The sequence below is a fragment of the Rhodococcus sp. Leaf278 genome (assembly GCF_001426085.1).
Lineage (GTDB): Bacteria > Actinomycetota > Actinomycetes > Mycobacteriales > Mycobacteriaceae > Rhodococcoides.
This window is the reverse complement of sequence record NZ_LMRR01000012.1, coordinates 171,260-188,358: the sequence shown is the minus strand read 5'-3', so window position 1 is coordinate 188,358 and position 17,099 is coordinate 171,260. Positions and strand designations below refer to the sequence as shown.

Sequence of the window (17,099 nt, the reverse complement as noted above, 5' to 3'; positions counted from 1 at the left end):
CGAGTAGCCTCTTCGATGCGAGAAACCGCTGCAACGAACGAGGACTACGCATATGCCGCCGCTACGCTCACGGGTCACCACTGTCGGACGCAATGCCGCGGGCGCACGCTCGCTGTGGCGCGCCACCGGAATGACCGATTCGGATTTCGGTAAACCCATTGTCGCCATCGCGAACTCGTACACCCAATTCGTGCCCGGCCACGTGCACCTGAAGAACGTCGGCGAGATCGTCGCCGACGCCGTTCGCGCAGCCGGCGGCGTCCCCCGTGAATTCCACACGATTGCCGTCGACGACGGCATCGCCATGGGACACGGCGGCATGCTGTACTCGCTACCCAGCCGCGAGATCATCGCCGACTCCGTCGAGTACATGGCCAACGCCCACACCGCCGACGCCCTGGTGTGCATCTCCAACTGCGACAAGATCACCCCCGGCATGCTCAACGCCGCGATGCGCCTGAACATCCCGGCCGTCTTCGTCTCCGGCGGACCGATGGAGGCGGGTAAGGCCGTCGTCGTCGGCGGCGTTGCACAGGCACCCACCGACCTGATCACCGCAATCTCCGCCAGCGCGAACGACGCTGTGTCCGAGGAAGGCCTCGACGAGGTCGAGCGCAGCGCATGTCCAACTTGCGGATCCTGCTCGGGAATGTTCACCGCGAACTCCATGAACTGTCTCACCGAGGCTCTCGGACTCGCACTGCCCGGAAACGGATCGACCCTGGCGACTCACCATGCCCGCCGCGCCCTGTTCACGCGAGCCGGCACCACGATCGTCGACGCCGCATTGAAGTACTACCGCGACGAGGACGAGTCCGTTCTTCCGCGCAACATCGCCACGCCGGCCGCGTTTCGCAATGCCATGGCCCTCGATGTGGCGATGGGCGGATCGACCAACACGGTGCTGCACACCCTCGCTGCCGCACAGGAAGGTGAGGTCGACTTCGACCTCGAGACCATCGACGCTATCAGCCGCAAGGTCCCGTGCCTGGCGAAGGTCTCGCCCAATTCCGATTACCACATGGAAGACGTGCACCGCGCCGGCGGAATCCCGGCTCTCCTCGGCGAGCTCCGCCGCGCGAACCTTCTCGAAACCGACGTCTCGACCGTGCACACGAAGAGCTTCGACGAATGGCTCGACACCTGGGACATCCGATCAGGAAAGGCGTCCGACGAAGCACTCGAGCTGTTCCATGCTGCACCCGGTGGCGTCCGGACGGTAGAGCCGTTCTCGACGGGCAATCGCTGGTCGTCTCTCGACACCGACGCCGCCGGCGGCTGCATCCGAGATCTGGAGCATGCATACACGGTCGAAGGGGGCCTGGTGGTGCTGCGCGGCAACATCGCCGTCGACGGTGCCATCCTCAAGACCGCAGGCATCGACGAGGATCTGTTCGCGTTCCAGGGCCCGGCCCTGGTCGTCGAATCGCAGGAGGAAGCCGTCTCGGCAATCCTGCAGAAGAAGATCCAACCCGGCGACGTGCTGGTCGTTCGCTACGAGGGGCCCAAGGGCGGCCCCGGCATGCAGGAAATGCTGCATCCGACGGCGTTTCTCAAGGGTGCCGGTCTCGGCAAGGTCTGCGCGCTGATCACCGACGGCCGCTTCTCCGGCGGAACCTCGGGCCTGTCCATCGGACACATCTCGCCCGAGGCCGCCGCCGGCGGAGTCATCGGGCTCGTCGAGAACGGTGACCAGGTTCGGATCGACGTCGCCACTCGCACTCTCGAAATCCTCGTCGACGACGAGACGCTCGAGACCCGCCGAGCGAAGATGCTCGCGTCCGAGCGTCCGTGGCAGCCGGTGGACCGCCAGCGCACGGTCACCACCGCCTTGCGCGCATATGCAGCGTTGGCTACCTCGGCCGACAAGGGTGCCGTTCGCTACGTGCCCTGATGAACAGGAAAACCCATGTACGTGGCACTACGAGGTGCCACGTACATGGGTTCGATCGATGTCGAGAGATCAGCGAACGACGGGGTTGGCCCCGTTGAGGAAAATCCAGATGCAGACTCCGGCGGCGATGCCGACAACGAGCGCCAGCAGCGATCCGATCCGCGGCCGCGTGGCCCACCCGCGGCGACCGTCGAACGCGATCTTTCCCGGGCCCGTCAGAATGATTGCGGCCGCGGCGAAACCGAGAACCGTCTCGTACTCGACGCCACTGCTACCGGAGAACTGCAATCCGGGCTCTGCCACCTGCTTGAAGCACCACGCATTGATGATGGTCGCCAGCACCGCTGCGCCCGCAAGGGGCGTTGCCAGACCCAGGATCAACAACGCGCCGCCGAGGGTCTCTCCCGCAGCAGCCGCGATCGCGAGAATCTCCGAGTAGCGAAAGCCCGAGCTCTCGAGCAAGTTCTGGAATCCGTCGAGTCCCGGCCCATTCCACAGGCCGACCAATTTCTGCAGGCCGTGACCGAGGAATACCGCGCCGATGGTGACGCGAAGGACGAACAGGCCGAGGTCGGTGCTGCCGCGACGTGCGGGAACCTCGACGGTCTCGGTACGGATCTCGGGCTCCGGGGCAACGGCTGCCGCCGGAGCCGGCGCCGCGCCTGCGGTGGTGCCGAGGTACGCGGTGGAGTCATCGGAGTACGCACTCGAGGACGAGTTGTCGGCCGACGCACCGGTGGTGGGCGAATCCGCGTAGGCCGACGGTCGGAAGGCCTGAATCTTCTCGGTCGGTTGCGCATCGGTCGACCTGGGATCGGACGAACGTGCGTCGGACGAACGTGCGTCGGACGTCGACGAGTACGGGAAGTCGAGCTCGTCGTCCGTTCGAGGCAATCGATCCGAACGCTGGGCACCGAACGCAGTGGTCGATGCGCCGGACGTGTCGGCTCGGTCCGAGGCGGATGTGCCGGACGCAGAGCGCGAGGGTGGGATCTGTTCGGTGGGATTGTCGTACGGGCTCTCGGCCGGTTCGTACGACTGGTCCGGCCGGTTGGGGTCGCGCGGTGTATCGGTCACCTGTCCACAGTAGAGCCGATATGCGCCGATTTCTCTCATGGCCGCGTGGCGAGTCCGCGCCGATGCTGACGTACCGTTCGAAGGATGAAGCCGGTCGGAGCGTCACCTCGAAGTGCCACTGCCGCTGTCGTCGCACTGTCCATGACGGCCGCCATGCTCGCCGGGTGCGCCCGCTTCGACGACTCGAACTCGTCGCCGTTCACCCCTGCGCCCGAGGTCGGTGCTGCCGAGCTGAAACCGACGACCCCCAGCGAGGCACCGCCGTCGTCGGATCCGAATGCTCCGCCCCCGCCGTCGGGTCCCTGCGTCGATCCGGACCCGTCGGTGATCGCGACATGTCTGGACACCACCGGCGGCCTCGTGGCATTGCCCGACGGCCAGAGTGCGCTGGTTGCCGAGCGCCGAACCGGTCGCATCATGGAGGTCGCGGCCGGCCGCACACCGGTCGAGGTGGCCCGGATAGCCGTCGACGGCACCGGGGACGGAGGACTACTCGATCTCGCACTCTCTCCGACGTACGCCGAGGACAAGCTGCTCTATGCGCTCGTCACCACGACCTCGGACACCAGGGTGGTTCGACTCGCTCCCGGCGACGTCCCCAAGGACATTTTGACCGGAATTCCTCGCGGCGCGACGGGCAATCGTGGGTCGATCGACTTCTATACCCCGACAGAGCTGCTCGTCCTCACCGGCGACAACGGTGACCCGGCGGCAGCCCAGAACCCGGATTCTCTGTCCGGCAAGCTGTTACGCGTCACGTCGTTGTCACCGACGTCCAGTCCCCCGCGTCCGCAGATCGCGCTGAGTGGAATCGGCACGGCGGGCGATGTGTGCACCGACGGCGCCGGAAACATCTACGTCACCGACCGCACCGCGATCGAAGACCGCCTGCAACGCATAGACAAACTCGGCGCGGTGTTCTCCCCGGTCTGGACGTGGCCGGACCGCCCCGGCGTAGCCGGATGCGCGGCAGGCGAGGGCGGTGTGGCCGTAGCCCTCACGACGGCGAAAGCTGTTGCGGCGCTGACCACCGACGCGAACACAGGAGCCGTGTCGGCCGAACCGACACTCCTGATCCAGGACCGGTACGGGCAGTTGAACGGGGCCACGAGCTCCGCCGACGGTCAGATTCTGGTCGGAACGGTGAACAAGAACGGCGCGGAGCCCGGCCCTACGGACGACCGCGTCGTCAAGGTGCCCTTCCCAGGTGGTGGCGGCGGCGGTATCGACTGATCGAGAAACAGCTGTGGCCGAGCGCGAATTGCACTCGGCCACAGTCGATATCGACGGTCAGGACTGGCCGCAGGCCTCCAGGACGAGCTCCTTGACGCGGGCCGCGTCGGCTTGACCGCGTGTCGCCTTCATGACCGCACCCACGATGGCACCGGCAGCTTGAACCTTGCCGCTGCGGATCTTTTCCACCACACCAGGATTGGCAGCAAGCGCCTCGTCGACGGCGGCTTGGAGCTTCGTGTCGTCCTTCTCCAACACCAGGTTACGGTCGGACATCACCTGAGCCGGCTCACCCTCGCCTGCGAGGACCCCGTCCACCACCTGACGAGCACCGTTGTTGTTGAGCTTGCCGTCGGAGACCAACGCGGCCACTTGCGCTACCTGAGCCGGTGTGATCGCCAGATCTGCCAGCTCGACTCCGGTCACATTGGCTTGTTGCGAGAGGTACGACACCCACCAGGACCGAGCAGCCTGCGGCGATGCCCCCGCGTCCACCGTGGCCGCAACCAGCTCCAGCGCACCGGAATTCACCAGGTCGCGCATTTCCTCGTCGGAGACGCCCCAGTCCTTCTGGATCCGGCCGCGTCGCAGCCACGGAAGCTCGGGCAGGGTCCCGCGGAGCTGCTCGATCCAGTCCGCGTCGGGAGCGACGGGTGCCAGATCGGGCTCCGGGAAGTACCGGTAGTCCTCTGCCGTTTCCTTCTTGCGGCCCTTGGTGGTGGTGCCGTCGGATTCCTGGAAATGCCGCGTCTCCTGCGTCACCTCTCCGCCGGATTCGAGAACCGCTGCCTGACGGCGCATCTCGTACCGAACGGCAACCTCGACGCTCTTGAGCGAGTTGACGTTCTTCGTCTCGGTACGGGTGCCGAATTCGGTGGCGGTCTTCCTCATCAAAGACACGTTGGCATCACAACGCAGCGAACCCTGATCCATCCGCACGTCGGACACGTTCAGCGACTTCAGCAGATCTCGAAGTGCGGTGACGTAGGCACGCGCTACCTCGGGCGCGCGCGCTCCGGTCCCTGTGATCGTCTTCGTCACGATCTCCACCAACGGCACACCGGCGCGGTTGTAATCGAGCAACGAATGCGACGCTCCCTCGATGCGGCCGGTCGCTCCGCCGACGTGCGTCGACTTACCGGTGTCCTCTTCCATGTGTGCGCGCTCGATCTCGACGCGGAACGTACTGCCGTCGTCGAGCAGAACATCGAGGTAGCCCTCGGTGGCAATGGGCTCGTCGTACTGCGAGATCTGATAGTTCTTCGGCTGATCCGGGTAGAAGTAGTTCTTCCGAGCGAACCGTCCCCACGGAGTGATCGAGCAATTGAGCGCCAACCCGATACGGATCGCAGACTCCACGGCAGCGGCGTTGACCACCGGTAGCGCACCGGGAAGGCTCAGACACACCGGGCACACCTGGGTGTTGGGCTCGGCACCGAACGCGGTGGGGCAACCGCAGAACATCTTGGTCTCCGTACCCAACTCCACGTGGACCTCCATGCCCAACACGGGGTCGAACGCGGCGAGCACTTCGTCGTAATCGATCAGATCGACGGTTGCAGCAGTCATGGTCCGTAGTTTATGCATTGCACACGACGCACGGTTAACCACGTGCACCGGTTCAGCCGAAGAAGGCGGCGGCGTCGTCGTATCGGGTCTGCGGTACCCGCTTGAGCTGTGTGGTCGCCTCGGCCAGGGATACCAGTCCGATCTCGGTGCCCCGCAACGAGACCATCTTGCCGAAGTCACCCGCGTGCGCCGCGTCGGTCGCATTGACGCCGAATCGCGTCGCGAGCACACGGTCGTAGGGGGTCGGGGTTCCGCCGCGCTGCACGTGGCCGAGCACCGTGGTGCGAACTTCCTTGTTGATGCGACGTTCGATCTCGACACCGAGCTGATGGGCGACTCCGGTGAATCGAACGTGACCGAACTCGTCGATGCCACCGTCGAGTAGCTCCATCGAGCCCTCCATCGGCTTGGCTCCCTCGGCGACGACGCAGATGAAGTGTGAATCTCCACGCTGAAAACGCTTGCGCACCAAAGTGCACACTTCCTCGACGTCGAACGGCTGCTCCGGAATGAGCGTCATGTGCGAGCCCGACGCCAATCCGGCGTGCAGCGCAATCCACCCCGCGTGCCGACCCATCACCTCGACGAGCATCACCCGCTGATGGGATTCGGCGGTGCTGTGCAAACGGTCGATCGCGTCGGTGGCAATTGTCAGGGCCGTGTCGAAGCCGAACGTGACGTCGGTGCAATCGATGTCGTTGTCGATGGTCTTGGGCACCCCGACCACCGGCACTCCCTCTTCGGACAACCACGCGGCAGCGGTCAGGGTTCCTTCTCCACCGATCGGAATCAACACGTCGATGCCGTTGTCTTCGAGGGTCTGCTTGACCCGATCGAGTCCGGCCCGCAACACATCCGGGTTGGTGCGCGCGGTGCCGAGCATCGTGCCACCTTTGGTGAGCAAACGGTCGTTGCGGTCGTCGTTGCGCAATTGCACGCGGCGATCTTCGAGAAGGCCGCGCCACCCGTCCTGGAAGCCGACGACCGTGGAGCCGTACCGCGCGTCAGCGGTACGCACCACTGCGCGGATCACCGCATTGAGCCCTGGGCAATCGCCGCCTCCGGTCAGAACTCCGATGCGCATCGATTTTCGCCTCTCTGCTTACGGGCCCGTGAAGTGGACCCGATGACGGTCGTCAGCCTAATGGGACGTGGTGTGCTGCGCGCGTCGGTACCGTCCGCCGCTCACTTCGGCGTCACGACGCCCGTCTCGTAGGCCAGCACCACGGCCTGCGCGCGATCGCGTAGCCCGAGCTTGCCCAGGACCTTGCCCACATGGGTTTTGACGGTCTGTTCGGCCAGGAACAGCGAGCCCGCGATCTCGGAATTGGACATGCCGGTGGCAATGAGTTCGAGCACCTCGCGTTCGCGCGGAGTGAGATCGCTAAGACGCGGTGACGGACGACGGCGCGCCCCGCGGCGCGCGGTGACGTCCGCGATGAGCCGTCTGGTCACCGACGGTGCCAGCAGGGCCTCGCCTGCGGCAACGACGCGCACACCTCGAATCAATTCCTCGGCCGGCGCATCCTTGAGCAGAAAGCCGCTTGCGCCGAGCGCCAGCGCCTCGTAGACATAGTCGTCGATGTCGAATGTGGTGAGCATCAGGATTCGTACCGGCGACGGCAAGGAGGCAGAGAGGATTGCCCGCGCGGCATCGAGACCGTTCATCTCCGGCATCCGCACGTCCATCAACACCACGTCGGGCAACAGGCGAGTCACCTCGCTGACCGCCGTCCTGCCGTTGTCCGCGTCCCCGATCACCGAGATGTCGGCCTGCGCGCCGAGAAGGGCGCCGAACCCCTGCCGCACCATCGCTTGGTCGTCGGCGATGAAGACCGTTGTCACCACGTTCGTCAGCCTAGGCCAGATCGTCCGTGGCCAACCGTGCCGTCGAAGTCGGCAGCCCGTGGGGCACATGCACCGCGACCTCGAATCCGCCGTCCGGTAGTGCGGCAGCGTGCAGCCACCCGTGTGCTGCCCGTGCTCGATCTCGCATGCCCGCTATCCCGTGCCCGCCGGTATCCGCCCCCGCGACAAGTCCGACACCGATGTCCGGCGACGGCGCGTTGATCACGGTCATGACAACGCTGCTCCGTGTGACCGTGACGTCGACGGCCACCGCAGCCTCGGGGGCATGGCGCGCAGCATTGGACAACGACTCCTGCATAATTCTGTAGAGCGCCAACCCTGTTGTCTCGGAGATGGATTCGACCGGTCCGGTGATGTTCCAGCGCACGTCCATCCCGGCCTTACGGCTCGCGCGAAGCGTGCGTTCGAGATCGAGTGCATTCGGTGCCGGTGCGTCCTGCCACTGCTGTCCATCACTGCGGAGTACCCCGAGCATGCCCCGGATCTCGTTGAGTGCTTCGCGCGCCGTGGCACCGATCGATGTGAATTCCGACGCGGCAGCCTCGGATACGTCGTCGAGTCGGTACGGCGCACTCTGTGCCTGCACGACCACCATGGACATGTGATGTGCGACGACGTCGTGCAAATCGCGAGCGATCTTCGCCTTCTCCTCGAGAACCGTGCGCCTGGTGCGCTCGAGTTCGCTGACCTCCTCTTGCTGGGCAAGTTGCTTGCGGGAGAGGACAAGCCAGCGGATCAAGAGACCGAAGACGACGACCGCCGTCAGACCGACGGACCAACCGACTCCGTCCGAGCCCGGCATGTACGCGAAGAAGAGCAGCATGCTGGCCGACCACGCCAGCAGTAGCACCGCCGGCGGCGACCGCAGCGCCACGGCGAACAACAGCACCAACAAGACGAGAATATGCACGACCTGCCACGGATAGTCGTACCCGGGAGCTCGGTCGAACGCCAGGGGAACGACCAGAGCCGACAGCGCCGACACCGCCCAGCCCAACGCGGGATTGACTCGAATCAGCACGAACGGAAAGGCTGCGAGTGCACCGACGATAGGCATCAACGGCCCCGAGACCTGATGGGTGACCGGCAGTGTCGGCCATGCGATCGAATACAGCACCGCGCCGACGACAACGATCAGCGCGTCCACCGAACGGACACCGGCAATCCGAGTCGGTACCCGAGGCCTCGCCGCTTCGGGCTTCGAAATTCCTGATCTGTTCTTGCGCACGGACCGAGCCTAGGCAGTACGGGCCGACGAAGGCGTCATACCTGAGTATCAGTTCCGCGCACACCTGCGGTATCGAACCGGCCGCACACCGAGACCGACAGTGGCTCCCGAACGAGACCTCGGTGCGATGCTCGTCGGGCATGTCGTTTCGTAGCGTCGAAAGCCATGAACAGGAACACTTCTCGCATCGCGATATGCGTCGCCGCGACCGCGGCGGTGATGGCGACCACCGGTGCCGCGACGCCCCCGCCGTCGGCACCCGACACAACTTCGACCGTCGCCGTAGCGGTGCACGCGCTCGTCGCCGAGTCGGCAGACGCCGCGACCCGAGCGATCCCCGCCGACTTCGCATCGGTGATGGGCTACCGACCGAGGGTGCTCGACGCCATGGCCGGCAATCCCCACGGGGACTGTTCTTCGCCCGTACCGCTGCCTCCGGAATTCGAATCCTCCTGCCAAGCACACGATCTGGGATACGACCTCCTTCGGTATGCCGCCTCGACAGGCAAGACCGTGGATCCGGGCTGGCGTCGCGCAATCGACAGGCAGCTGGCGAGCCGTCTGCATGCATCCTGCATCCACCGAACCGATGATGGATCCCGACGGGCCTGCGACGCCGCCGCAACGGTGGCCGCGGCCGCCGTGGACATGAACTCGTGGCGGCAGTCGTTCGGCGCACCGGTGGCCGAACCCGCACTGCCGATCGCGCTGGGCGGCGCAGCGCTTGTCCTGATGGCACTCTCGGTTCTCCTGACGAGCCGATACCTGCGTACACGAGCATCCGTACCGGGGTTCGGCGAACTCGCATGATCGCCTCGATCACCGGATACTCCGGGCAACTCGGCTCTTCGGGAACGTCTGTTGCTACGCCACTCTCGACGGGCATCCGGCTACCACGAATCGAGACCTCGAGTGCACTCACAGCTGCGGTCTCGATGTCGTCGGCTCCTGCTCTACTCCCCCGCCCAGCCGCCACCCAAGCATTGCTGATCGGCGTATCGATGGCGATCGCGCTCGCCCTCGTCTGGGCGTGCGGGCGCGCTCTCGGCACGCGCCGACCCGCTCGAGTCGGCGCGCGGGCGTGGACAGCGGGGATCGGAACACTGATCTCGATGGGTGCGGTGTACTCGAATATTCTGTGGCAGAACCAGTTACGAGCCGCGATGGGCACCCGGACAGTGGACTGGCACTACGCCGTCGACGTCGTCGGTGGAGCAGCATGCGTCGCTCTCAGCCTGTGGGGAACAGGTCTTGCCACTCGGAGAATGTGCACTACACTCGGCGGTGTGCGATCGACCGTTCTGATCGCGGTCGTCGGCATGCTGTTCTACCTTGTCGCCGCGCCCGCGCTCTGGTCGGCCATGTCCAAATCTTTCTCGGCATCGAACTCGGCGTTGGACGATTCGGTCACCGCACCGAATACGACGACGAGATCAGGTGGCCCCGACTCGCTCGTTCCGTGGGGCACGCTGGGTCGAGAGGGCAGAAAGTTCGTCTCCGGCGGCATCGCTGCCGACACCGTGCGCACCTACGTCGGCCTCGACTCGGCACCCACGCTCGATCGACGCGCAGCGTTGGCCGTCGCAGACATGGAACGCGCGGGCGCTTTCGATCGCAGCGTGGTGGTCGTCGCGATACCGACCGGATCGGGATGGGTGGACGAGAATGCGGTCACGGGTGCCGAAGCCCGATTCGGCGGGGACGTCGCGACCGTGGCAGTGCAGTACTCCGACAAGCCGAGCTGGGCGACGTTCTTGTTCGCCGAGAACGAGGCGCGCAGCTCGGCCGAGGCCGTGACACGCGCGGTCGCTGCCCGGGCGGCCACACAATCGACACCGCCGCAGATCGTCGTGTACGGCCAAAGCCTGGGGGCGGTGGCGGGCAGCGACACCTACTTGTCCCTTCGCCGGACGGATCCGGTCATCTGCGGAGCCGTGTGGGCGGGTCCACCTGCTGGAGCCGTGAACACCGACGGCGCAACGGTGCTCGCCAACTCGTCGGACCCCGTCGTCCGATGGTCTGCAGATCTGCTGTGGTCGGCACCCGATCCAACGGCAACCCATCACGATGCGCCGACGCCGATGTGGCTACCGATCGTCAGCTTCGTCCAGACGTCCGTCGATCTCGCAGCGGCTCTCGACGTGGACGCCGGCCACGGCCACCGATACGGAATCGACCAGGGCACCAGCATGCCGCGGTGCCGGTGACGGCCGGCCTCATGTCACGGTGTCGGTGACTTCGGAGTCAGTCGAGCAGCCCCCATCGTTGTCCGAGCCAGTCCATCTCCTGCTCCAGGGCCGGAGCCCATACCTGCATCGAGTGTCCGCCGGGCAGCTCGCTGTAATGAGCGTCGAGACCGGCAGCCACGGCTGCCTCGAAGACCCTCTCGGTCTGCGGTCTGAATTCTTCGTCGTCGGAACCTGCGACGAAGGCACCGGCAGAATCAGGAAAGCTGTTGTGGGACAGTATGTTCAGTGGCGTCGCTCGTTCGAATCGAGCCTCGTTCTCCGGGGTGTCCGCTCCGAATGCTGCCGCAACCGATTCGTTTCTCGTGCCGCGGCGTTGCTCGTCCTCACCGGAGATATCCAGAAACGTCGGATACACCGACGGTGCAGTCACTGCTAGCTGCAGGGCGCAGGTTCCTCCGTAGGAGTATCCACCGACCGCCCATTCTCGTGGATCCGAGGACACCCGGAAATTCGACCGAACCCAGTGCGGCACATCGACGGAAAGGTAGGTCGCCGCATTTCCGAGGTTCGAATCCATACACATCGGATTGGCCTCGGTGTCACCGAGACCATCGGCAACGACGACGATGGGGGCAGCGCCCTCGTGACGGGCCGCGAAAGCGTCCATCGTCTGCACCAAGCGGCCACCCTCGATCCAGTCGACGACGTGACCGGGTTGGCCGGTGAGCAGCACCAGCACCGGCAGGTCGTCTGCACCTGCGTCGTACGAGGCCGGAAGGTAGATCGTCGCGGGCCGCGCATCGAAGTGCGACACCGTGCCGGGCACCTCGAGATCGACCAGTCTGCCGTGGCCCTCGACCGGGACGACAGGTTGACGCCCCAGTGCGAGCGCCACCGTCGGGTACCGGGTGACGGTCAGATTGGTGAGTACGGCCGCTGCAACCAATACCGCTGCCAGCATGCCGAGGGCGCTCAGTGATCCGAACACCGGCCCCAGCCGTGAGCCGCGCCGAACCCGCACGACGACGGCACACATCGTGGCCAGTGACAGTACCGCCGCCACAGTCAATGCGACTGTCGGCACCGCACCGGACAGCAGAGGTAGATGAGCCAGGTCTGCAGCCCACCGATGCAGCACCGCGAATTACCTCAGATCGCCGCGAGCGGCCTCGTAGGCGGCACCGACGCGATAGAGCCGCTCGTCCGCGAACGCTGGAGCCATGATCTGAAGTCCGACGGGCAGACCGTCTTCGGACGCAAGACCCGACGGCACCGACATCGCGCAGTGACCCGCGAGGTTCGTCGGCAGCGTGCACAGGTCGTTGAGGTACATCGCCATCGGATCGTCCACCTTCTCGCCCAACGGGAATGCCGTTGTCGGGGTTGTCGGCGAGACCAGCACGTCGACCTTCTCGTAGGCGGCATCGAAGTCGCGTGCGATGAGCGTGCGCACCTTCAGAGCCGAACCGTAGTAAGCGTCGTAGTACCCGGCCGAGAGCGCGTACGTCCCGATCATGATGCGGCGCTTGACTTCCGGACCGAAACCTTCGGCGCGCGTGATGGCCATGACCTGCTCGGCGCTGTGCTTGCCGTCGTCACCGGCCCGCAAGCCGTATCGCATACCGTCGAATCGAGCCAGGTTGGACGACACCTCGGACGGCAGAATCAAGTAGTACGCGGCCAACGCGTGAACGAAATTGGGGCACGAGACCTCGACGACCTCGGCACCGAGTTCGGTGAGCGTGGTCACCGCGGCATCGAAGGACGAGATCACACCGGGCTGGTAGCTGTCGGAATGCAATTCCTTGACGACCCCGACGCGGACGCCCGACAGGTCGCCGCGAGCGCCCTCCCGGGCAGCTGCAACCACGGGCCGCACTGCCGTATCGACGGACGTGGAGTCCCGCGGATCGTATCCGGCGATCACCTCGTGCAGCAGCGCGGTGTCGAGCACCGTACGCCCGCACGGACCACCCTGGTCGAGAGAGGATGCGCAGGCGATCAGACCGTAGCGCGAGACGCTGCCGTAGGTCGGCTTGGTTCCGACGGTGCCGGTCAGTGCGGCCGGCTGGCGGATCGATCCGCCGGTGTCGGTGCCGATGGCCAACGGTGCCTGGTACGACGCGAGCGCCGCCGCGCTGCCACCCCCCGATCCGCCGGGGATCCTGGTCGTGTCCCACGGGTTCTTGGTCGGCCCGTACGCGGAGTTCTCGGTCGACGAGCCCATCGCGAACTCGTCCATGTTGGTCTTGCCCAGCACCGGGATACCCGCTGCGCGCAGCTTCGAGGTCAGCGTCGCGTCGTACGGCGAAATCCAGCCGTCGAGAATCTTCGAGCCGGCCGTGGTCGGCATGTCGGTCGTGGTGAACACGTCCTTGAGTGCCAGTGGGACCCCCGCCAGCGCGGACGCGGGCGCACGACCGGCAGACAGTCCTGCGTCGACGTCGGTCGCCGCGGAAAGTGCCTCGGCCGATGCCACATGCAGGAACGCGTGCAGGTCTGCGTCGACCTCCGAAATCCGGTCGAGATGTGCCTGGGTCACCTCGACTGCACTGATCTCGCGCGCGTGGACGCGGCCGGCGAGCTCGGACGCGTCCAGCTTCGTCAGGTCGGTCATTCGCTCTCTCCCAGAATTTGCGGCACCGCGAACCGGCTCTCTTCTGCATTCGGTGCGCCGGCGAGCGACTGTTCCGGCGTCAGCCCGGGAACGATCGTGTCGGGACGCGTCACGTTGACGATCTCGCTGGGGTTGGCCGTCGGCGGAACATCGTCCGTAGCCACCTCCGCCACGGCTTTGACGTGATGAAGAATCGAATCCAGCTGACCGGCGAACTCGTCGAGTTCGGCGTCGCTGAGAGCCAAGCGCGACAGCCGGGCGAGGTGAGCGACCTCGTCGCGGGAGATGTCAGGCACCGCGTGGACCCCTTTCACACTGTAGGAGTGGAGCCGGACGAAACGACCCCATGGTTGTGCAGAGCGAACCGAACGGGTCCGCGAACGCAGTCCAGCCTAGTGCGGCACGTCGCGCAGGCTGCACGCACTCCTCGTCGGCGCTCCGGGTGTCAGAATTGTCACTGCCCGCGTTGCGGGACGTGCCGCACAGGTCGAAGATGCAAGGATTGCTCGCGCCGGGGTGCACAAGTTCCCTCCACCCGTCAGCAACGGTGACGCTGGGTGGCCGCAGTACGCCAGAAGTCGAAAGGGAGCGTGACATGTCCTACCTGCTCCGCGTTCAACTACCGGACCGGCCGGGCAGTCTCGGATCGTTGGCCGTCGCGCTGGGTTCGGTCGGCGCAGACATTCTCTCCCTCGACGTCATCGAACGCGGTGACGGATACGCGGTGGACGATCTGGTGGTCGAGGTCGCGCCCGGTTCGCTTCCCGACACGCTTATCACCGCCGCCGAAAACCTCGACGATGTCCGCGTCGATTCCATCCGGCCGTACACCGGCGTCCTCGACACCCACCGAGAGCTGGAATTGATCGATCGCGTCGCCGCTGCATCCGACGACCGATTGCAGGTGTTGGTCGACGGTGCCCCTCGGGTTCTACGGGTGGGGTGGAGCACTGTGGTGGCCACCAATGCGCACGGCCCCTTCCGTCTGGTGGGTAGCTCCGGAGCACCCGAGACCCACGCCGCCGAGCTGCCGTGGTTCCCCCTGGCGGCCCCCGCTGCGCTGGACGCAGATGCAGACTGGGTTCCACAGGTGTGGCGCGACATGGACACCCAGATCGCCGTCGCTCCGCTGGGAAACACCGGCACCGTCCTCATGCTGGGAAGGCCGGGTGGCCCGGAGTTTCGACCGTCGGAGGTGGCCCGGCTCGGTTACCTCGCGGGCATCGTGGCCACCGTGCTGAACTGACGCTGCCGCTTCGGGTCAGTCGTCCGATGCAGGTTCGGTGTCCGCTGGTGCCACCGCCTGGGGCCCTTCGGTCAACAACCGAGTGAATCCCGCCTCGTCCAGTACCGGTACACCGAGTTCGATCGCCTTGTCGTGCTTGGAACCCGGGGACTCGCCGACGACGACGAACGCAGTCTTCTTCGACACCGAACCCGCCGCCTTCCCGCCTCGGAGCAGGATCGCCTCTTTTGCCTCGTCACGTGAATACGAGGTCAGCGAGCCGGTGACGACGATCGACAGCCCTTCGAGATTTCGCTCTATGGAGGCATCGCGCTCGTCTTCCATCCGCACACCGGCGGCCCGCCATTTGTCGACGATGGCTCGATGCCAGTCGACGTCGAACCATTCCGACACAGCGGCTGCGATGGTGCCGCCTACTCCATCGACCGCAGACAGTTCCTCGACCGATGCCGCCTCGATGCGTTCGAGACTGCCGAACTCTCCGGCCAATGCACGGGCAGCCGATGGCCCCACGTGCCGGATGGACAGGCTGACCAGGACGCGCCAGAGTGGCTGGTTCTTCGCTACGGCCAAGTTGTCGAGCAGCTTGCGACCGGTGGCCGAGAGCGCCCCCGATTTGGTACGGAAGATCGCCGTCTTCATCAAGTCCGTTTCGGTGAGCGAGAACAGATCGCCCTCGTCCTCGATCGCACCGGTGGTCAACAGGTCCGATGCTGCCTCGTATCCCAGTCCTTCGATATCGAATCGCTGCCGCTCGGCCACGAAGAACACCCGCTCGCGCCGTTGCGCCGGGCAGAACTGCGAGTTGGGGCACCGTAGGTCTGCGTCCCCCTCCTTGGCCGGGGCCAGTGGCGTCGAGCACTCCGGGCATTCGGTGGGCATGACGAATTCGGTCTCGTCACCGGTCCTGGCGTCGACGACAGGTCCGAGAACCTCCGGAATGACCTCGCCGGCCTTGCGGATGGTCACCGTGTCGCCGATCAACACGCCCTTACGCTTGACCTCGGAGGCGTTGTGCAGAGTTGCCAACGACACCGTCGAACCGGCGACGAGAACCGGAGTCATGTACGCGAACGGGGTCACTCGGCCCGTCCTGCCCACGCTGACCCGAATGTCGAGCAGAGTCGTGGTGACCTCCTCGGGTGGGTACTTGTAGGCGATCGCCCACCTCGGTGCCCTGGAGGTAGTTCCCAGACGCCGATGCAGCGACATCTCGTCGATCTTGACCACCAGACCGTCGATCTCGTGTTCGACGTCGTGGCGGTGCTGGTCCCAGTAGACGACCTTCTCGACGACCTCCTCGATCCCCCGCACCCGGGTGGTGTGCGTGGAGATCGGCAAGCCCCACGCTTCGAGTGCCTGGTAGGCGTGCCATTGCGAATCCGGGGTGAAGCCCACCATGCGCCCGAACCCGTGGCAGATCATTCCCAGACGCCGCTTGGAGGTCACGGCCGGATTCTTCTGTCGCAGCGACCCTGCCGCGGAGTTCCGCGGATTGGCGAACGGGGGTTTGCCCTCCTCCACGAGAGAGGCGTTGAGGGCCTGGAAATCCTCGAGGCGGAAGAAGACCTCGCCGCGCACTTCCAGCACTTCCGGCACCGGGTACTCCGCACTGCCCGTCAAGGTGTCCGGGATGTCGTCGATGGTGCGGGCGTTGAGGGTCACGTCCTCGCCGGTACGTCCGTCGCCGCGGGTGGCACCACGAACGAGAGTTCCGTTCTCGTAGACCAGATTCAGTGCGACGCCGTCGATCTTGACCTCGCACAGGTAGTGCAGATCCGGCCCCGCTTCGGTCTCGACTCGTTTTGCCCAGGCACGGAGCTCGTCGTGGTCGAACACGTTGTCCAGGCTCAGCATTCGTTCCAGATGGTCCACGGCGGTGAATTCCGTCGCGAAGCCGCCTCCGACGAGTTGGGTCGGCGAGTCCGCGGTCCGTAGATCCGGGTGTGCCTCTTCCAGGTCGTTGAGCTCACGCAGCAGAGCATCGAATTCGCCGTCGGACACGATGGGCGAATCACGAACGTAGTAGCGGAATTGGTGGCCGCGCACTTCCTCGGCCAGCGTCTGCCATCGCTCGCGATCGGCAGAGGATGCAGCATCGAGTTCTACACCGACTGTCCCTGCGCTGTCGTCGGTTCCTGCGGGTAATTCGGTCGGCTCGGGCACGTCTCGAAGAT

The 17,099-nt window shown here is 65.6% G+C and carries 14 protein-coding genes; 5 read left to right on the top strand and 9 right to left on the bottom strand.

All coding sequences use genetic code 11. From position 1 onward, the window contains the following. Nucleotides 1–52: 52 nt before the first annotated feature. Nucleotides 53–1,894 (top strand): dihydroxy-acid dehydratase, encoded by a 1,842-nt coding sequence (gene ilvD / locus ASG84_RS13600; protein WP_057477569.1) that lies wholly within the window; start codon nt 53–55, stop codon nt 1,892–1,894. 69 nt (nt 1,895–1,963) lie between these two features. On the opposite strand, the gene ASG84_RS13595 is transcribed toward ilvD, so the two are convergent. Beyond that, nucleotides 1,964–2,971 carry a DoxX family protein gene (locus ASG84_RS13595; protein ID WP_057477568.1) on the bottom strand — a complete coding sequence of 336 codons (1,008 nt, stop codon included), beginning with the start codon at nt 2,969–2,971 and terminating at the stop codon, nt 1,964–1,966. Between the two features lie 84 nt (nt 2,972–3,055). Here ASG84_RS13595 and ASG84_RS13590 point away from each other — a divergent pair, with 84 nt between their 5' ends. After that, nucleotides 3,056–4,204, top strand: a complete 1,149-nt coding sequence (locus ASG84_RS13590) for a PQQ-dependent sugar dehydrogenase (RefSeq protein WP_057477567.1) — start codon at nt 3,056–3,058, stop codon at nt 4,202–4,204. A 57-nt stretch (nt 4,205–4,261) separates the two neighbouring features. Here the strand turns inward: ASG84_RS13590 and gatB are convergent, their stop codons facing one another. The 4 genes from gatB to ASG84_RS13570 form a co-directional block, all read right to left on the bottom strand. Further along, nucleotides 4,262–5,773, bottom strand: a complete 1,512-nt coding sequence (gene gatB, locus ASG84_RS13585) for an Asp-tRNA(Asn)/Glu-tRNA(Gln) amidotransferase subunit GatB (RefSeq protein WP_057477566.1) — start codon at nt 5,771–5,773, stop codon at nt 4,262–4,264. 52 nt (nt 5,774–5,825) lie between these two features. Then, nucleotides 5,826–6,857 (bottom strand): ATP-dependent 6-phosphofructokinase, encoded by a 1,032-nt coding sequence (locus ASG84_RS13580; RefSeq protein ID WP_057477565.1) that lies wholly within the window; start codon nt 6,855–6,857, stop codon nt 5,826–5,828. A gap of 101 nt (nt 6,858–6,958) precedes the next feature. Continuing rightward, on the bottom strand, nt 6,959–7,621 hold the full coding sequence (locus tag ASG84_RS13575; RefSeq protein ID WP_082520974.1) for a response regulator: 663 nt from the start codon (nt 7,619–7,621) through the stop codon (nt 6,959–6,961). 10 nt (nt 7,622–7,631) lie between these two features. Continuing rightward, a complete protein-coding gene (locus tag ASG84_RS13570) occupies nt 7,632–8,789 on the bottom strand; it encodes a sensor histidine kinase (RefSeq protein ID WP_057477564.1) in 1,158 nt (385 codons plus the stop codon). Nucleotides 8,790–9,035: 246 nt separating this feature from the next. Between ASG84_RS13570 and ASG84_RS13565 the strand changes: the two genes are divergently transcribed. Both ASG84_RS13565 and ASG84_RS13560 read left to right on the top strand, forming a co-directional pair. Continuing rightward, on the top strand, nt 9,036–9,680 hold the full coding sequence (locus ASG84_RS13565; protein ID WP_082520973.1) for a hypothetical protein: 645 nt from the start codon (nt 9,036–9,038) through the stop codon (nt 9,678–9,680). Then, the gene (locus ASG84_RS13560; protein WP_057477563.1) at nt 9,677–11,077 is read left to right on the top strand and encodes an alpha/beta-hydrolase family protein; all 1,401 of its coding nucleotides are present in this window, start codon (nt 9,677–9,679) and stop codon (nt 11,075–11,077) included. The genes ASG84_RS13565 and ASG84_RS13560 overlap by 4 nt, the downstream gene beginning before the upstream one ends. A 37-nt stretch (nt 11,078–11,114) precedes the next feature. On the opposite strand, the gene ASG84_RS13555 is transcribed toward ASG84_RS13560, so the two are convergent. Genes ASG84_RS13555 through gatC form a run of 3 tightly spaced genes read right to left on the bottom strand, consistent with a single transcriptional unit; the run spans nt 11,115 to nt 13,972 of the window. Then, the gene (locus ASG84_RS13555; RefSeq protein ID WP_057477562.1) at nt 11,115–12,197 is read right to left on the bottom strand and encodes an alpha/beta hydrolase; all 1,083 of its coding nucleotides are present in this window, start codon (nt 12,195–12,197) and stop codon (nt 11,115–11,117) included. Nucleotides 12,198–12,203: 6 nt separating this feature from the next. After that, nucleotides 12,204–13,676, bottom strand: coding sequence for an Asp-tRNA(Asn)/Glu-tRNA(Gln) amidotransferase subunit GatA (gene gatA / locus ASG84_RS13550; protein WP_057477561.1), 1,473 nt, complete (start codon nt 13,674–13,676; stop codon nt 12,204–12,206). Then, on the bottom strand, nt 13,673–13,972 hold the full coding sequence (gene gatC, locus ASG84_RS13545; RefSeq protein WP_057477765.1) for an Asp-tRNA(Asn)/Glu-tRNA(Gln) amidotransferase subunit GatC: 300 nt from the start codon (nt 13,970–13,972) through the stop codon (nt 13,673–13,675). Before gatC ends, gatA begins: the two co-directional genes overlap by 4 nt. A gap of 299 nt (nt 13,973–14,271) precedes the next feature. Here gatC and ASG84_RS13540 point away from each other — a divergent pair, with 299 nt between their 5' ends. Next, entirely contained in the window at nt 14,272–14,922 is a 651-nt protein-coding gene (locus ASG84_RS13540) for an amino acid-binding protein (protein WP_057477560.1), read from the top strand. A gap of 15 nt (nt 14,923–14,937) precedes the next feature. Here the strand turns inward: ASG84_RS13540 and ligA are convergent, their stop codons facing one another. Further along, nucleotides 14,938–17,088, bottom strand: coding sequence for an NAD-dependent DNA ligase LigA (gene ligA, locus ASG84_RS13535; RefSeq protein WP_057477559.1), 2,151 nt, complete (start codon nt 17,086–17,088; stop codon nt 14,938–14,940). Nucleotides 17,089–17,099 lie beyond the last annotated feature (11 nt).